This is a genomic window from Myxococcus sp. SDU36, from assembly GCF_030168875.1.
In the GTDB taxonomy this organism is placed as follows: Bacteria; Myxococcota; Myxococcia; order Myxococcales; family Myxococcaceae; genus Myxococcus; species Myxococcus vastator.
In genome coordinates this window covers 7,870,408-7,887,773 of record NZ_CP077414.1, presented here as the reverse complement: position 1 = coordinate 7,887,773, position 17,366 = coordinate 7,870,408, and the positions used below count along the sequence as shown (strand labels likewise).

Annotated in this window: 14 protein-coding genes; 6 read left to right on the top strand and 8 right to left on the bottom strand. The window is 72.1% G+C overall.

Annotation, left to right across the window (positions count from 1 at the left end; translation table 11 throughout):
- Positions 1-32: 32 nt before the first annotated feature.
- The 3 genes from KGD87_RS32145 to KGD87_RS32135 form a co-directional block, all read right to left on the bottom strand.
- Positions 33-1,121, bottom strand: coding sequence for a nucleotidyltransferase family protein (locus KGD87_RS32145; protein ID WP_284664767.1), 1,089 nt, complete (start codon positions 1,119-1,121; stop codon positions 33-35).
- On the bottom strand, positions 1,121-2,608 hold the full coding sequence (locus tag KGD87_RS32140; RefSeq protein WP_284664766.1) for an MraY family glycosyltransferase: 1,488 nt from the start codon (positions 2,606-2,608) through the stop codon (positions 1,121-1,123). The genes KGD87_RS32145 and KGD87_RS32140 overlap by 1 nt, the downstream gene beginning before the upstream one ends.
- Before the next feature lie 128 nt (positions 2,609-2,736).
- Complete coding sequence (locus KGD87_RS32135) at positions 2,737-3,882, bottom strand: glycosyltransferase family 4 protein (RefSeq protein WP_284664765.1); 1,146 nt, start codon at positions 3,880-3,882, stop codon at positions 2,737-2,739.
- A 78-nt stretch (positions 3,883-3,960) separates the two neighbouring features.
- On the opposite strand from KGD87_RS32135, the gene KGD87_RS32130 reads away from it, so the two are divergent.
- Positions 3,961-5,070, top strand: a complete 1,110-nt coding sequence (locus KGD87_RS32130; protein ID WP_502887976.1) for an acyltransferase family protein — start codon at positions 3,961-3,963, stop codon at positions 5,068-5,070.
- Here the strand turns inward: KGD87_RS32130 and KGD87_RS32125 are convergent.
- The 5 genes from KGD87_RS32125 to KGD87_RS32105 form a co-directional block, all read right to left on the bottom strand.
- Positions 5,024-6,925 (bottom strand): LTA synthase family protein, encoded by a 1,902-nt coding sequence (locus KGD87_RS32125; protein WP_284664763.1) that lies wholly within the window; start codon positions 6,923-6,925, stop codon positions 5,024-5,026. The two genes, KGD87_RS32130 and KGD87_RS32125, sit on opposite strands and share 47 nt — an antisense overlap.
- Before the next feature lie 161 nt (positions 6,926-7,086).
- Positions 7,087-8,109, bottom strand: coding sequence for an ROK family protein (locus KGD87_RS32120; RefSeq protein WP_284664762.1), 1,023 nt, complete (start codon positions 8,107-8,109; stop codon positions 7,087-7,089).
- Positions 8,110-8,227: 118 nt separating this feature from the next.
- Entirely contained in the window at positions 8,228-9,145 is a 918-nt protein-coding gene (locus tag KGD87_RS32115) for a glycosyltransferase family 2 protein (RefSeq protein ID WP_284664761.1), read from the bottom strand.
- A 1-nt stretch (position 9,146) separates the two neighbouring features.
- Complete coding sequence (locus tag KGD87_RS32110) at positions 9,147-10,097, bottom strand: glycosyltransferase family 2 protein (RefSeq protein ID WP_284664760.1); 951 nt, start codon at positions 10,095-10,097, stop codon at positions 9,147-9,149.
- 19 nt (positions 10,098-10,116) lie between these two features.
- Complete coding sequence (locus tag KGD87_RS32105; protein WP_284664759.1) at positions 10,117-11,637, bottom strand: oligosaccharide flippase family protein; 1,521 nt, start codon at positions 11,635-11,637, stop codon at positions 10,117-10,119.
- Between the two features lie 168 nt (positions 11,638-11,805).
- On the opposite strand from KGD87_RS32105, the gene KGD87_RS32100 reads away from it, so the two are divergent.
- From KGD87_RS32100 to KGD87_RS32080, 5 genes are all read left to right on the top strand, one after another.
- A complete protein-coding gene (locus KGD87_RS32100; protein ID WP_284664758.1) occupies positions 11,806-12,474 on the top strand; it encodes a class I SAM-dependent methyltransferase in 669 nt (222 codons plus the stop codon).
- A 9-nt stretch (positions 12,475-12,483) separates the two neighbouring features.
- On the top strand, positions 12,484-13,632 hold the full coding sequence (locus tag KGD87_RS32095; RefSeq protein WP_284664757.1) for a glycosyltransferase: 1,149 nt from the start codon (positions 12,484-12,486) through the stop codon (positions 13,630-13,632).
- Positions 13,629-14,819, top strand: coding sequence for a glycosyltransferase family 4 protein (locus KGD87_RS32090; protein ID WP_284664756.1), 1,191 nt, complete (start codon positions 13,629-13,631; stop codon positions 14,817-14,819). Before KGD87_RS32095 ends, KGD87_RS32090 begins: the two co-directional genes overlap by 4 nt.
- Before the next feature lie 139 nt (positions 14,820-14,958).
- On the top strand, positions 14,959-16,218 hold the full coding sequence (locus KGD87_RS32085; protein WP_284668720.1) for a glycosyltransferase family 4 protein: 1,260 nt from the start codon (positions 14,959-14,961) through the stop codon (positions 16,216-16,218).
- Positions 16,215-17,366, top strand: coding sequence for a glycosyltransferase family 4 protein (locus tag KGD87_RS32080; RefSeq protein ID WP_284664755.1), 1,152 nt, complete (start codon positions 16,215-16,217; stop codon positions 17,364-17,366). The genes KGD87_RS32085 and KGD87_RS32080 overlap by 4 nt, the downstream gene beginning before the upstream one ends.

Here is a 17,366-nt window from a genome sequence, read left to right as displayed (position 1 = left end):
TGACTCGCCCTGGCGCGGCCCGGGGACGCTGCTCAGCGCGGACCGCGCAGCCTGGCTCGCACGGCGTTGCGCACGCGGCGCGCGCCATACCGCGCCACGGAGCCCAGCCGTGGCGCCAGCAGCACCTTCGCCGCCATCCACGCGGGGCGGCTGTCCAGCAACGTCGCGGCCAGCAGTCGCTCGGGGGAGAAGAAGCGCCGCGCCAGGAGTTGCTGCCAACGAGGCGGCTCCAGCGACTCCAGCACCGAATCCGGCACTGGCGCGGCCAGCAGCCGCCGCGCCGCGTCCCACGCGTACCAGACGGCGTGCGGAAAGGCCGTGTCCTGGGCGCGCGCAACCACGGTCCGCCAGTCCAGCCCCGCGCCCGCCAGCGCCAGCAGCTTCAAGTCGAACAGCCACGCCAGCCGCTGCAACGCGTGGTTGCTCGCGTGCAGGGCCAGGTACACCGCCTCGTCCTCGGGCCGCAGCCAGCGCACGGCCCGCCCATCCACCGTCCCCGCCTCCGCCCGCGCCAGCAGCGCGTCGCCCTCCAGGGCCTCGCCCCAGCCCGCGAGCGCGCGGTAGTGAAGCTCCACCAGGCCCGCGGGCCCCGCGAGCTCCAGGTGGTGGGAGTCCTCGTCGCCGTGACGGGCGCCATCGTCCCGCCGCGCGGACAGGCCCACGCGAGCGAGCGCCTGCACCGCGGCACCGACGTCCGCGCGCGCCACCAGCAGGTCCACGTCCGTGGTGGCTCGCTGCAACGGGTCCGGATACAGCCGCAGCGCCAGCCCGTATCCCTTCAGCAGCACCGGCACCTGCCCCACCGTCGCCAGCGCGTCCAGGCTTCGCAAGAGCAGCGCCTTCACCCGCAGGGCCCGCGCCGCGTTCCCCAGGGACTCCCGGCGCAGGGACGCACTCGCGGGCTCGGGCAGCGCCCAGCCCGCCCGCTCCACCGCGTGCGCCACGAAGCCCACCAGCCCGTGGCGCACCGCCGCGCGCACCAGCGCCTCCGCGTCCCCGCCTTCCGGCGGCGCACTTGAGGGGGCGTCAGGCCACGCACGCAGCAGGGCCAGGAGCGCGCTCGCGCCCACGGGCGTCAGGCGCTCCTGCCGCGGGCGCGGCGCGGCGTGCCCGTCGGCCATCACTTCCTCAGCGCGACCAGGCGCCCGGGCTCGGCGTCGACCCGCGGCTGGAGCCGCTCGGCGCTCTCCCCCACCGCGTCCGCCACCTGCTCCAGCGCCAGCTCCTCATCGCGGTTGATGGCGGCCCGGCCATCCCGCCACACCAGCAGCATCGCGCCCAGCACCTCGCCTTCAACCTTGATGGCGATGCTGACCTCGAACGGCATCCCCGAGCCCGCGAGCCGCTGGGCTTCAAAGACGATGTTGTCCGCGAGCCCCGTGGGCCGGATGCACTGGAAGCGCAGCTCCTGGCGCGACAGGCCCATGGCATCCGCCAGCGGGCGCACCGCGTTCCACACCCCCTCCAGCGAAGGCGCCGCGCGCACCGCGCGGGTGACATCCTTCACCAGGGTCCGCAGCCACAGGTTGCGCTGCCGCACCTGGTGCACATCCCTGGCGCGGCCCAGGTCCAGGTAGCCCAGCCGCCGCATCAGCAGCACGATGAGCACGCCCATGCCACACAGCAGCATCGCGCTCTGCGCGCTGTTGGCGAAGTTCAGCGCCAGCGCCACCAACATGAAGAGGCCGCACAGGCCATACAGCACCAGCACGGTGGCGCGGTGGCTGAGCACCAGGTGGCTCATCAACCGGTGATGGATGTGCTCCCGGTCGGCGCTGAACATCGGCCGCCCCAGCAGCGAGCGCCGCACCATGGCCAGCAGCGTGTCCATGATGGGCAGCCCCAGCGCCATCACCGGTACCAGCATGGCCACCGCCGTGCCGCTCTTGGTGCTCGTCTGGATGGACACCGCGGCCAGCACGAAGCCCAGGAACATGCTCCCGGTGTCTCCCATGAAGATGGAGGCCGGGTTGAAGTTGAACACCAGGAACCCGAGGATGGCGCCCGCCAGCGCCGCCATCAGCAGCGCCAGCAGCACGTCTCCTCGCGACAGGGCGAGGATGAAGTTGGTGCCGACGCCGAAGAAGGCCACGCCGCCCGCCAGCCCATCCAGCCCGTCGATGAGGTTGAGCGCGTTGACCACGCCCACCACCCACAACACGGTGAAAGGCAGACTCAAGGCGCCCAACACCAGCTCCGGGCCGAACGGGTTGGCGATGACGTCGATTCGGAATCCCATGGCATACAGGCCGAACGCCACCGCGAACTGGACGGCGAACTTCAGCCGGGCGCCCGCGCCCCGCAGGTCGTCGTAGAGCCCCAACGCCACAATCGCCGCGCCGCCCAGGAACAGGCCCGCCACCAGCTCCGTGTGGGAGCGGAAGTGGTACCCCACGCCGGAGTCCACCAGGAACAACGCGCACAACGGCGCGAAGAACCCACCGACGATGCCCACCCCGCCCAGCCGGGGAATCGGCCGGACATGGACCTTCCGGCTGGAGTTCGCCTGGTCCAGCCACCCCCACGCCATGGCCCGGTCACGCACCAGCCGCGTCAGCGCCAGCGCCACCAGCAGCGCGACGAAGAAGGCGACGAAGAGCGTAATCATGGGGCGCGCACCGTCCGCACATCGTGGCGGCCGGTGGCTCCACGCGTCAATGAACGCTGGAGTGCGATAGGAGTGTGAAGCAATGGGCCCTTGCGTCCGCCTGTCGTCCAACCGGGCAGGCGCCCCTTCTAGACGGTCCGCCGCGAGCGGAGAAGCGTCTCGTAAAGGATTGACGTGCGCGCGGCGATGTCCCGCCACGTCATGTCCCGCACCGCCGCCTGCGCGGCTTCACGCAACCAGAGCAGGCGAGCGCGGTCCTCCGCCAGCGAGCGCAGCGCCGCCACCTGTGCGTCAACGTCTCCCATGGGCACAAGCCGCCCCGTCTCGCCGTCACGCACGACCTGGGGCGCCACGCCCACCGGCGTCGACACCGGCGCGAGCCCGCTGGCCATCGACTCCACCAGCGCCATCCCAAAGCCCTCTGAGTGACTGGGGAAGAACAGCACCTCTTCGTCCAGCAGCAGGCGCGGCAGCCCGGCGCGTGGATAGCGCGACACCACGCGCACACGCTCGCGCGCTCCCGCCGGGAACGCCGCCAGCACCTCCGCCTCCGGGTTGCCCGTGCCGTACAACGTCAGCGTGAAGGACACCCCATCGGCGTGCAGGCGGGTGGCGGCGGCCACCATCTCCGCGCGCCCCTTGAGCGCCAGCCAGCTCCCCACGCACGCCACCCGCAGCGGCGCCCCGGGCGCGGAAGGCGTGGGCGGCGGCAGTCCCTGGAAGGCCACATCCAGCCCATGGGGAATGACGCTCACCTGACGGGCCGGCACGCCCAGCCGCTCCGTCGCGTAGGCGGAATCCCCCGTGTTGAGCAGCACCGCATGGTCCGCGCGCAACAGGGACTGGCGCACCTCCCAGAGGCGGTAGCCGCCGTGGTACAGCGGGTACTTCCAGCTCAGCGTCAGGTGCCCCGCACGGGCGTCCGCGCGCAGCCGCTCGGAGAAGGTGTGCTCCAGGCCGTGGCTGCGCGTCACCAGGGCATGACGGGCCCGCGCTCCCGGACGGCCCAGGCGCATCCAGGGCCACGCATCCCCGGTGGTGATGTCCAGCACGTCGTACCGGCCCGCGGCCCGCAGCAGGTGCGCGGTCAGCTTCCACGGGAAGCGCAGCTCGTGCACCGTGGTGTGGTGCCGCAGGCCGGGATAGGCGTCGTCGTAGCTGAAGTAGTCCACCTGGCAGCCCCGCGCCGCCAGCGCCTGCCCCAGCGCGAGCGTCACCCCCGGCGCCCCCATGTCCGGGTTCAGGGGGTGGTGGATACCAAGCAAGACGCGCATGGGAATGAAGGCGGCCCTCTCCTGCCTGCTTTTCATGGGTGTGCGGCGTGGGCCACAATGCCACCGTTTTCCGCCCCCATGTCCCCGCATTCCGCTCCCACGTTGCAGACGCGCCTCGACTCGCGCCGCAACAACCTGGACTTCCTGCGCTTCGCCGCGGCGGCGGGCGTGCTGTTCAGCCATGCCTTCCCGCTGGGCGAGGGCAAGGGGACGGTGGAGCCGCTGGAGTCCTTCACCCGGGGACAGCTCTCCCTGGGGCGGCTGGGCGTCGCGGTGTTCCTCATCATCAGCGGCGTGCTCATCACCCGCAGTTGGGAGCGGACGCCCGACGCGGCGCGCTTCATCTGGGCCCGGGTGCTGCGCATCTTCCCCGGGCTGGGCGCCATGCTGCTGCTGACGGTGGGGGTGCTGGGATTGGCCTTCACCCGCCTGCCCCTGGGCGACTACCTCACGGCCCCGGACACGGCCCTGTACCTGCTGGGGAACTTCGCCCTGAACTGGCCCCAGTGGCACCTGCCGGGCGTCTTCGAGGCGAACGCCTACCCCCACGCCGTCAACGGCTCGCTGTGGACGCTGAAGTACGAGGTCGGCTTCTACCTGCTGACGCTGGGCCTGGGCCTGACGGGCCTCTTGCGCAGGGGCGTGGTCATCCTCGGCTTCGTGGGCGCGGCGGTGGCCACCTTCGTCACCGGACGGCTGGGCTTCTGGCCGGAGCTGTACCTGTACTTCGGCGGCGGCGTGGCGCTGTACCAGTGGCGCGCGCACGTGCGCATGAGCCCCTGGGTGGCGGCGGCGTGCGTGGTGGGGTGGCTCGTCACGGCCCGGCTCGGGTACGGCTGCAGAATCGCCACCGGCCTGCTGGGGGGGTACGTCGTGCTGTACCTCGCCTTCCGGCCCCTGGGGGCGCTGGCGGACTTCGGACGCCGGGGGGACCTGTCCTACGGCGTCTACCTCTACGCCTTCCCCGTGCAGCAGACCGTCTCCGCGCTGCTGGGCGGACGCACGGCGTGGTGGGTGAACGCGGCGGTGGCGCTCCCCTGCGTGCTGCTGCTCGCGGCGCTGTCGTGGCGGTGGGTGGAGCAGCCCGCCCTGCGGCGCAAGGACAGGCTCCCCGCGTGGGCGCGGCGTCCGGCGGCCCCCGTCACAGCGCTTCCTGAGACACCGCCCCGGCCGGCTGGGCCGCGCTGAAGTTGTCGCCCGCCAGCCGGTCATACGTGAGCAGGCGGTAGCGCCGCATCCAGTCCTCCCACGAGCCCGGCTCCCGCGCCGTGGGGACCTTGTCGCCCGCAGGCAGGTATTCGCCGGCGGCGTTGCGCAGCAGGTCTCCGCGGACGACGGGCAGCACCTTGGACAATTCGGAGACGAAGGCGAAGAACCCCGGAGGCCGCAGCCCCGCCGTCTCGAGGATGCGCGGGGTGAGCATGCTGATGCTCAGGTGGATGTCCTGCCGGGGCACGGGGAAGTTCGTCCAGAGGACGACGGGGACCTCCGCCATGCGCTCGCGCTGCGCGTCCGTCCACGGCTCCTGGAAGTAGCCGGCCTCGCGATAGGTCGCGTAGTCCGAGCCCAGCATCGGCAGGTGGTCCCCGAAGAGCACCAGCAGCGTCTTGCGCTCGCGCGCCTCCAGCCGGCGCACCAGCCGCTCCACGGCCGTGTCCATCTGCCGCAGCTTGTGCACGTAGTTCTTCAAGAGCAGCCGGTTGTCCGGCGAGAGCTTCTCACCCTGCACCTCGATGCGCTCTTCTCCGGTGAGCGGCAGGTTGTAGGGCCCGTGGGTGGACATCGTCACGGCCATGATGAAGCGCGGCTGACGCTCGTCGGAGAGCTCGTGGAGGATGTGGTCGACGACCTCCTCGTCCGACACCCAGGGCCCTTCGAGCCGGGGCGACGGGAAGTCCATGAGCGACTGGAACGTGTCGAAGCCCAGGAGCGGGTACACCACGTCGCGGCTCCAGTAGAAGGAGTGGAACGGGTGGATGGCCACCGTCTGGTAGCCCGCGCGGCGGAACAGCGACGGCAGCGCGTCCACGGGCCGGAGCACGTAGTGCTGGTAGGGAAACGCGCCATCCGGGGCGAACGACGAGGACATGCCCGTCAGGAGCTCGAACTCCGCGTTGGCCGTGCCGCCGCCGAAGGCGGGGCTGATGAGGTTGCCCGAGCTGTGGCCCCCCATGAGCGACCGCACGAAGGGCAGCGGGTCCTCGCTGAAGGGGATGCCCAGCCGCGTCGGGTCCCAGAGCGATTCGGCCATGAAGACGACGACGTCGACGGGCTCCTGGGGCGCGGTGGGCACCACCCCCGGAGGGACGCCCAGCGCCGCGTGCACCTGCGCCTGGGAGTACTCACTGCCCGGCTTCAGCCGCAGCCCCTCCCAGTTCCAGAGCATCATCAGCGTGAGCCCGTTCATCTGGAAGTTGGAGCGCTGGTCCCACACCTGGTCGTAGATGCCGAAGCGGTTGAAGACACGCCGCACGGGCAGGTGCTGCTGGAAGATGATGACCAGCAGGTACGCCACCGCCGCCAGCGCCAGGTTGCGGCGTCCGGACTTGGGCAACGGGTACCGGGGCGTGCCGCGCGCCACCGCGCGCCACATGACGGCGAGCATGGCCACCAGCAGCAGGCACGAACCGATGGCCGCCACCGCGCCGCCGCCGGGCAGCAGCGTGGGCGCCAGCGACGTCACCTGCCGCCACTCCAGGAAGTCCCAGGGCATCAGCGGCCGGTCGATGAGCTGCACCTTCCGGATGTGCAGGGTGACGGTGAAGAGCATCGCCGCCGCCACCAGGGCCCCCGAGATTCCCACCCGGTTCGTCACCGCCCACAGCAGGCCCGTCACCGCGGAGATGACCCCCACGCTGAGGAGCATGGAGTAGGTGTTGCGCTGGGTGATGCCCTCCAGTCCGGCGGACGAGAAGACGGCGATGGTCAGCTCCATGGCCCCGACGAGCACCGCCGAGGCCAGGATGACGCCCACCAGCGGCCACAGGTTGGAGGGCGGCTGCTGGAAGAACAAAGTCTGGGGAATCCGTGTGCGGAGTGCCAACGACAGGTGCCTCCAGTAGTCGACCAGGGAGCGGGAAGGCGCGGAGCCTACCTGACAGGCCCCCGGGCATTCCATGCGCCTGGGGTCGGGGTTTCCGCAGCCTGCCACGCTGCGTGTGGGCGGGCGTCCAGCGGAGCGCCCCAGGCCTCGTGTCCCGCGGCTCACTTCATGGGCGGCTGGGCCAGCAGCGCGGCGCCAATGGCACCGGAAAGTTCTCCCAGTTCCGCGACACGCACGGGCGGCTGACGCTCGGGGACGAAGAGGTGCGGGCGCATGGCCTCGTGGATGCGGCCGGCGAACTCGGGGCCCAGCCGCGTGCCCAGACCTCCGCCCAGGACGACGGCCTCCACGTCCAGCAGGTTGATGGCGGAGGCCAGCCCCGCGCCCAGCATCCGCACCGCGCGGCCGATGAGCCAGGTGGCCAGCGTGTCCTCCCGCGCCAGCGCCCCGGCCCAGACGCTGCTGGTCAACCGGGTGCGGCCCCGCTTCCGCATCAAATCGAAGAGGACCGTCGTCTCGCCCTGGCGCACGGCCTTGTGCGCCCGGCGCTCCATGGACGCACGGCCCGCGTAGGCCTCCAGGCAGCCGCGCCGGCCACAACCACAGCGGGCCCCGCCCGGCTTCACCACCATGTGGCCCACCTCGCCCGCCGCGCCCCGGCCCCGCCAGGGCACACCGTCCAGCACCAGCCCGCCGCCCACGCCCGTCCCCCACCAGACGCCCAGCAGGGAGCGGTAGGCGCGGCCCGCGCCCAGCCGGTACTCCGCCGCCACCGCCACCTGGACGTCGTTGCCCAGCACCACGGGCCGGCCCACCCGAGCGCCCAGGTCCCCCGCCACCGGGTAGGGTGTCTTCCAACCCCGGCCCACGTTGCTGACATGTCCCAGCGTGCCCTCGTTGGCGTTCACCGCGCCGGGCGCGCCCACGCCCACCCCCAGGAGCTGACGGGACGTCAGGCCCGCCGCGTGCGCCGCGCCCTCCAGCGTGTCGTGGATGGCGCGCACCACGTCGCCGGGCTCACCGTCGGCGGGCGTGGGCTGGCGCAGTGTCCCCAGGACGGCGCCAGCGCGGTCCACCACCACGGCCTCGATTTTCGTCCCGCCCAGGTCGACGCCGCCCCAGCACTCCCGGGCGTCGCGCTCCGCCGCCTTCCTTCGCGAGCCCACCGCGTTTGTTTCCCGCATGGCACGCCTCCCCAGCGAAGATGCGCAGTCCGCCAGGGACCGGGCGGAGGCGGCGGGAGGGCAAGGGAGCGACTGGCGCGCTAGAAAGGCGCTCCACACGGACGCTGAAACCGCGCCGTCAGCGGCCCGACACGCGCTGGCGCACGGTGGTGGCCAGCGCCCACGGCGGGAAGCCCAGCATGTAGCGCCAGCGCGGCGCCGCCAGGTGGAGCGGCAGGCCGCGCCGGTACAGGTCCAGCGCCAGGTCCACGCGGCGCTGGGACAACAACCAGTGCGTCACGTGGCGCAGGCTGTAGAGCAGCATCTCCAGCCGCTCGCGCCTGCGGGCCGTGCCTCCCGGGTAGCGCCCCAGGCGCTCCTGCTCCAATTGATACCGCGTGCCCTGGTAGCCGGACTCCAGCGCCGTGGACGTGGAGCCCGCGTGCTGGCGGTAGCCCACCACCGAGGGCGCGCGCACCCAGGCGAAGCCCGGCTCCGTGCCCAGCCGGTACAGCAAGTCGTAGTCCTCGCCGCTGATGCGCAGCGAGGTGAAGCCGCCCACGCGCCGCAGCGCCTGGGTGCGCACCGCCAGCACGCACGCGGTGCGCGGCGTCCGGTCCTCCGCGCTCGACAGGTAGTCCGCGAAGCGCAGCACCTGGAGCGGCTCGCGGACCACGGACGCCAGGGACTCGGCCCGGGAGAACAGCACCGCCGTGCCCAGCACCAGCGACGTCCCCGCTTCCGCCTCGAGCACCCGCCGGTACGTGGCCAGCGTCCAGGGGAACCACAGGTCGTCACTGTCCAGGAAGGCCACGTAGGTGCCTCGGGCCTCCTGGATGCCCAGGTTGCGCGCGGCGCCAGGGCCCGCGTTGCGCTGGCGCAAGACGCGCACCCGGTCGCCGTAGCGGGCCAGCGTCTCCAGCGTGTCGTCGGTGGAGCCGTCATCCACGACGAGCACCTCGAAGTCACGCTCCTCCTGCGCGAACACGGACGCGAGCGCCGCATCCAAGAGCCGCGCCCGGTTGTACGTGGGGATGATGACGGAGAAGAGCGGCATGTCACACGCGGGCGCGCAGGCCCATCTCGGAGATGCCCAGGAAGGTGGCCAGTTGCTTGCGGTACTCCGGCAGGCTCATGCGCCCGCGCAGCAGCGTCTGCGTCAGCACCGCCGAGTTGTACGGCAACGTCCCCACCAGGATGGCCCGCACGGCCGCCTCGTGCAGCCGGCCGTGGTGCTTGCGGAAGTACGCCAGTCGCGTGCGCCACAGCTCGATGCGCACCTTGTCCGCCCCGGTGTCGGACGGCCGGAACGAGCGGCTCGTCAGGTGCGTAATCACCGCCTCCGGACAGAAGGCCACCTCCCAGCCCGCCTTCCAGGCCCGCACGCACCAGTCGGTGTCCTCGGTGTTGCCCAGCGGGGACATCTGCTCGTCGAGCAGGCCCACCTCCGCGAGCGCCTCCTCGCGCACCACGATGCAGGCCCCCAGCACCCAGCTCACGCGGGCCTCGTCGTGGCCGTACTGCGCCGGGTCGATGGCCATCGCCTTGAGGAAGTGGAGGGGACGCGGCAGGAAGACGATGTCGAAGAGCTGCCCGGCCAGCGACATGGGCCGGAAGGTGCAGTTCTGGACAGTGCCGTCCGCGTTCAACAGCCGCGCGCCCGCCATGCCCACGCGCGGGTTCTCATCCATGAAGCGCACCAGCGCGTCGAAGGCGCCCTCGTGGACGATGGTGTCGTCATTGAAGATGCAGAAGTGGCGGCCCCGGGCCTGACGCAGCACCTGGTTGTGGTTGGCGGAGAAGCCCTTGCGCTCCGTGTTGAAGAGCCAACGCACCTGGGGAAAATCGCGCCGCATGGCGTCCACGCCGCGCCCGCCCGTGGCGTTGTCGACAATCCAGACCTCGAAGGAGCTGTCGCGCGTCGTCGCATGCAGCGTGCGCAGACAGTCGTGCAGCAGCTCCGGATTGCTGTGATTGACGATGGAGATGACCAGGTCGGGCTTCTTCATCGGGCCCCTCGCTTTCCGCTCACGTCGACGCCGGACTCACCGGAGCCGGCCTCGCGGCCCTCCGTGCCCGGACGAATTCGAGAATCTGCCTCAGCTCGCCCAGGAGTGGCAGCGTTCCCGGCAACCGTTCACGGCCCCACACCAGGATGGTGAACAGCGCCGCGCCCACCAGCGCCTGCGCCACCACACCCTCCTCCACCAGCCGCGGCGCCGCCAGACACGCGCCCAGCAGCAACACCCCCAGGGTGACGAAGGGCTCCACCACCTGCCGCGCCAGCCCTCGCATCGACGGGTTGAGCCGCTCCACCAGCCACGCCGTCACCCACACCTCGGCCAGCCCCACCCCCACGCCCACGGGCCCCATGCCCTCCAGGCCGAAGCGGTGGATGGCCCACGTCCCCAGCCCCCACTTCGCCGCGCCCACGCCCACGACGACGGCCAGCCGCTCCCAGGGCCTGCCGCCCGCGTTCTGCGCCGTGGCCAGCAGGCCCACCAGCGTGGTGAGGATGCACTCCATGCTGAACCACTGCACCAGCACCACGGCGGGCAGCCACCGCGCGCCGAAGAAGAGGGGCACCGCCACCGGCACGGCCAGCACCGCCAGGGGAATGGCGAGCAGCAGCACCGCGGACAGCCGGCGCAGCGACGTGCGCAGGTACTCGGCGAAGCCCTCCGGGTCATCCTGCAGTCGGCAGTAGGCGGGGAAGGCCACGCGGTTGAGCACCACGCTCAGCATCATCGGCGTGGAGGCCAGCGCCCAGGCCCAGTTGACCAGGCCCACCGCCTCCTTGCCCAGCACGTGCCCCACCACCAGCGGCACCCAGCCCGCCACCATCGCCGCCACCAGGGGCGGAAGCTGGAACGCCAAGCCAAAGCCCAGCAGCCGCCGCAGCACGTCCACGCGGAAGCGCCCCAGGGGACGCCAGGGGGACGCCCACCAGATGCACCCCAGCCCCACCCCGCCGCGCACCAGCCCGCCCAACGCCAGCGCCCACGCGCCGAAGCCCAGCGCCGCCAGGGAGATGGTGGTGATGACCTGCACCACGTTCTCAATCAACTCCGCGCGGGCGATGACGGAGAAGGCCAGCTGGCGCTCCAGCGCCATCAACGGAATCACGCGCAGCGAGGACAGGAACAGCCCCAGCGCCAGCGCCCACACCATGGGCACCGCGCCGTCTCCCAGCGCGTAGCCTCGCGTCAGCTGGGGGGCCAGCAGACAGACGGAGGCCACCACGACGGCGGTGAGCGCCTGGTGGCACCAGAAGATGGTGAAGGTCTCATCCCGCGTGGGCTCATGCGGCTGGCGGACCAACGCCGCGCTCAGGCCCAGGTCGCCCAGGAACACGCCCAGGGAGGCCGCGTAGGACACGATTCCGAACAGACCGTAGTCCGACGGGAAGAGCAGCCGGGACAGGAACAGCGCGCTCACCACGCGCAGCCCCTGGGACGCCGCGGTCCGGGCCGCCAGGACGAACATGCCCTTCAGGGCACGCGCCTTCACTTCGACGGAGGTGGCTTCAGGCGCTGCGGTCGCGTTCATGGGGCGGGGCGGCCCGCTCCGGGCAGCATGGGCAGGGGAAATGCTACCGACAGCGCCCAGGGCCTACAAGCAACGCGCGTTCCCCGCACGGCGGGAGGTCCCGCTCGCCTGCCTGGGCACCGCGCCAGGGTTGCCCTTCCCGAAGCGCCAGGGCTACGGTCCGACCACATGCGCCCCGGTGGAAACATCCTCCAGTTCCTGAAGCGCGAAGTCCTCGTGGGAGAGCACGAGGTGCTTCACCGCACCTTGAAGGAGGCGCTGGTCGGCACCTGCGACAGCGTGCTGGACATCGGCTGTGGCTCGCGCTCGCCGCTCCACAGCTTCTCGCACCTGCTCCCGCACACGGTGGGCGTGGATGGCCACCCCACCAGCATCGAGCGCAGCCGGGCCGCGGGCATCCACCGCGAGTACCACTGCATGGACCTGATGGAAGCGGGCCAGCGCTTTGGTCCGAAGAGCTTTGACGCCGTCGTCGCGCTGGACGTCATCGAGCACTTCGACAAGCCAGACGGCTTCCGGCTGCTGGAGATGATGGAGTCGCTGGCGCGCAAGCGCGTCATCATCTTCACGCCCAATGGCTTCCTGCCCCAGGACGAGTGGGACGACAACGTCCACCAGGTGCACCGCTCGGGCTGGGAGGTCTACGACTTCGAGCTGCGCGGCTACCGCGTCACCGGCATGAGCGGCTGGAAGCCCCTGCGCGGCGACTACGCGCTGCCGAGCATCCGGCCCTTCCGCCTGGGCAGCCGCCTGTCCATCCTCACCGAGCCCTTCGCCACGCGCTGGCCCCGTCACGCCTTCCAGCTCCTCGCCATCCGCGACATGGACGTGTCCTGACGCCGCGCCATGCCTCCTTCGCGCACCGCTCCCGCGTGGCACGTCCTCACCGGCGAATACCCGCCGCGGCCCGGCGGCGTCGGTGACTACACCCGGCAGCTGAGCCGCGCGCTGGCTGGCACCGGGCAGGAGGTCCACGTCTGGACGCCCGGAGAAGGCGGTGTCCGCGACGAGGACGGCGTCACCGTGCACCGTGCCCCGGGCCTCCTGACGCCCAAGGGGCTGCCCGGCCTGTCACGCGGGCTGGATGCGTGCCCCGGGCCTCGGCGCCTGCTGCTCCAGTACGTCCCCCATGCCCTGGGGCTGCGGGCGATGAACGTCCCCTTCTGCGCGTGGTTCGCCGCGCGGCGGCACGACGCGCGCTGGGTCTACATCCACGAGGCGGTGCATCCGTGGAGCCCGCGCGCCCCCTGGCGCCACCACGTCCTGGCGGGCGCCACGCGGCTGATGGTGCGCCTGGTGGCGAGCGCCGCGGACCGCGTCTTCCTGTCCATTCCTCAGTGGGCGGAGCACCTGCCCGCTCGCGCCCGGCCCCATGCGGCCTGGCTACCGGTTCCCAGCAATCTGCCCGTCGACGTCTCCAGCGACGCCGTGGACGCGCTCCGCGCGCAGTTGGGTGGGGGGCCCTGGCTGGGACACTTCGGCACCTTCGGGCGTCTCACCGCTGAATCCCTGGAGGCCTCGCTGGTGCCCCTGCTGCGTCGCGATGAAACGCGCAAGGCGATGCTGCTGGGACGGGGCAGCCGCGCCTTCGTCGAAGGCCTGGAGACACGCCATCCCGAGCTGCGAGGCCGGCTCGTGGCCAGGGACTCGCTCGCGCTCGACGACGTGGCGGTGCACATGGCGGCGTGTGACGCACTCCTGCAACCCTATCCGGACGGCGTGAGCACGCGGCGCACCACGGTGATGGCGGGGCTGGCACTCGGGCGCCCCGTCGTCACGAACACGGGGCACCTCACGGAGCCCCTGTGGCGCGAGCAGGGCGCGGTCGCCCTGGCGGAGGGCACGGCGCCCGCCGCCCTGGTGGAGCGCGCCGAGGCGGTGTTGTCGCTCGCGGACGCCGGGTGGGAGCTGGGCCAGCACGCCGCACGAATCTACCGCGAGCACTTCGCGCTGGAGCGCACGGTGGAAGCGCTGCTGCGCGCCGACCCGATATGACGCCCCGCCACGCGACGACGCGGACCGCGGCCCGGCTGGCGCTGCTCATGGACCCACGCGAGGAGGGCTGGCCCAGCATGGACCTGGTGGGCGAGGCCCTTCTGGGTGGACTGGCCACGCATCCCTCCAAGGTCCACGCGACGGCCGTGCGACCCGCCATGCCCGCGGTGCTGCGGCGACTTCCCCGCGTCGGCGCGCGCAACGCGGCGTTCAACGCGGACCGGCTCCTCACCCGCTTCGGCCTCTACCCGGGACGCGCGCTGCTTGCTCGGGGCCAGTACGACGCCTTCCACGTCGTGGACCACACCTACGCGCAGCTCGTCCACGCCCTGCCCGCGTCGCGCACCGGGGTCTACTGTCATGACCTGGATGCGTTCCGCTCCGTGCTGGAACCCCACCGCGAGCCGCGCCCCGCGTGGTTCCGCGCCATGGCCCGCGCCCAGCTCGCGGGGCTGGAGCGCGCGGCCATCGTGTTCCACAGCACCCAGGCGGTGCGCACGGAGCTGCTCGCGCACGGCGTGGTGCCGGAGTCGCGGCTCGTCTGGGCGCCATATGGCGTCTCGCCCGAGTACCGCCCGGGGCCCACGCCCGGGCTCGCGTCTGGAGCGCCCGACGCGAGCGAAACCGTGCTCTCACCGCTGGGGGGGCGGCCCTACCTGCTCCACGTCGGCAGCGCGATTCCTCGCAAACGCCTGGATGTACTCTTCGCCGTGTTCGCAGCGCTTCGCGCGCGCTACCCGGAGCTTCGGCTGGTGCAGCAGGGTGGTGCGCTGAACGACACGCAGCGCGCGCAGGTGGAAGCGCTGGGCATTGGCGATGCGCTGCTTCAGCCTCCCCCACAGGCGCGGTCCACGCTCGCGGGCCTCTACCGGCGCGCGTCGGCCGTGCTGGTGACGAGCGAGGCGGAGGGCTTCGGCCTCCCCGTCATCGAGGCGCTGGCCTGTGGCGCGCCCGTGGTGGCCAGCGACCTGCCAGTGCTTCGGGAGGTCGGAGCAGAAGCCTGCACCTACTGCCCCGTGGGGGACGTCCCCGCATGGGTGGACGCCGTGGCGTCGCTGCTCGCCGGCCACGGCGCGCAGCCCTCGCGCGAGGCACGGCTGTCACGCGCCGCGCGCTTCACCTGGGCCGCGCATGCCCGCACGGTGCTGGACGCCTACCTGCGGTTGCTGGGGGGCTCCACGCCTTGAGGCCGGCGCCCCCAGCCAGACGACGTGGACATGCCCGCGTTCACCACGAGAACATGGTGTGCAGCGGCGTCGGATGTCCTTCAAGCCCCCCGTGACGCGCCTTGACCCGGGAAGAGGTGTTTGCTTCGGTCCGTCCGCCGTGCGCGTCCTCTTCCTCAATCCCGTGGGCATCCTTGGCGGAGCCGAGCGCGCGCTCCTGGATTTGATGGCGTGCCTGAAGCAGCAGGACGCGACGCTGTCACTCCACCTGCTGGCGGGGACGGCGGGGCCGCTGCTCGACGAGGCGCGCGCCCTGGGCGTGGACGCGCGGCTGCTGCCGCTGCCGGAGCACCTGTCCACCCTGGGTGACAGCGCGCTCCGAGGACACGGTCCGCTGGAGGCGCTGCGCTTCGCCCGCCGCCTGGCACCCGCGCCCGGCCACCTCGCGGACCATGGACGCGCGCTCCGTCGCGACGTGGCCGAGGTAGGCCCCGACCTGGTGCATTCCAACGGCATCAAGACGCACCTGCTCAGCGCCGCCACCGCCGGGCTGCCCCTGAAGCGGGTGTGGCACATCCATGACTTCCTGGGCGAGCGGCCCCTGGTGCGCCGCGCGCTGAGGCTCCTGTCGCCGCTCGCGTCGGCGGCCATCGCCAACTCGCGGGCGGTGGGCGACGACACGCGCGACGTGCTGTTCCGGGTGCCCGTGCACGTCGTCTACAACGGCGTGGACACCGCGCACTTCTCCCCCGGGCGCGCGGACGGCGCGAAGTTGGACCTGCTGGCCGGGCTGCCCGTGGCCCCCGACGGCACCCTCCGCGTGGGGCTGGTGTCCACGTATGCCCGCTGGAAGGGGCAGGATGTCTTCCTCGAAGCCGCGGCGACGCTGACGCGCCTGCACCCCGCCCTGCCCGCGCGCTTCTACCTGGTGGGCGCGCCGCTGTACCAGACGCCCGGCTCGCAGTTCTCCGAGGACGAGCTGCGCAGGCTCATCGCTTCGCGAGGGATGTCCGAGCGCGTGGGCCTGGTGCCGTTCCAGTCCCATCCGGCCTCCGTGTACCGGGCCCTGGACGTCTTCGTCCACGCCAGCACCCGCCGGGAGCCCTTCGGACTCACCATCGCGGAGGCGCTCGCCTGCGGGCGGCCCGCCATCGTCTCCAGCGCGAGCGGCGCGGCGGAGGTGCTCACGAACGGCGTGGACGCGCTGCTGATACCTCCGGGCGACGTCCACGCGCTGGTCCAGGCGATGCGCGCCCTGCTGGAGGACTCGGCGTTGCGAGCACGGCTGGGCACGGCCGCGCGCGGCACCGCGGCGGCGCGGTTCTCACGTGAACGCTATGCCGGCGAGGTGCTCACCCTGTATCGAGCGCTCGCGCGGAGCACCCCCCTCCCTGAAGGCCGTGGAGCCCCCATCCCTTGAAGCAGTCACGCCGGCTCATCACGCTCTCCCACTCCTACGTCGTCGGCCTCAATCGGCGCCTCGCCAACGAGCTGGCGCGCGTGGGCGCGGGTGACTGGGACGTCACCACGGTGGCGCCCCGCTTCTTCCACGGAGACCTGAGCCCGCTCGCCTTGCGGCTCGAAGCGGACGAGCCCGCCAGGACGGAAGCCGTGCGCGCGTTCTTCAGCCGCTCGCTCCACGCCTTCCTCTATGGCCCGGAGGTGCGCGCCCACCTCGCGCGCGGCGCGGACCTGGTGCATGTCTGGGAGGAGCCCTACGTGCTGGCCGGCCTGGAGCTGGCGTTGCTCACGCCGCGTCGGGTCCCGCTCGTCTTCTGCACCGCGCAGAACCTGCCCAAGCGTTACCCGCCGCCCTTCGCCCAGGCGGAGCGCTTCGTCGTCCAGCGGTCCGCGGGCTGGGTGGCGTGGGGTGAAACCGTGAGGGACAACCTCCTCACCCGGCCTGGCTACGCGGAGCGTCCCGCGCGCGCCATTCCCATGGGCGTGGACGTAGACCTGTTCCATCCAAACCGCGCCGAGGGGGAGTCCTTGCGGCGCGAGCTCGGATGGGAGACATCGGGCCCGCCCGTGGTGGGCTTTCTCGGCCGCTTCGTCCCGGAGAAGGGTGTCCGTCTGCTGATGGCCGCGCTGGACGCGCTCGACACGCCCTGGCGCGCGCTCTTCGCGGGCGGAGGCCCCATGGAAGGCGTCCTGCGCGACTGGGCGGCGCGACATGGAGACGCGGTGCGCGTTCTCACCGGCGTCCCACACTCGGGCGTGCCACGCGTGCTCAACGCCATGGAGGTGCTCTGCGCCCCCAGTCAGACGACGCCCAGGTGGAGGGAGCAGTTCGGCCGCATGCTGGCGGAGGGCTTCGCGTGTGGCGTCCCCGTGCTCGGCAGTGACTCGGGAGAGGTGCCACGCACCCTGGGCGACGCGGGCCTCGTGCTGCCGGAGGCGTCCGTGTCCGCCTGGACGCAGGCGCTCGCGAGCCTGCTGGAGAGCCCCCAGCGCAGAGAGGAGCTGGCCACACGCGGAAGGGAGCGCGCCGTCACCCGTTTCTCGTGGTCCGTGGTGGCCAAGGCCCACCTGGACTTCTTCACCGAGGTGCTGGAGCGGCGCGGCTAG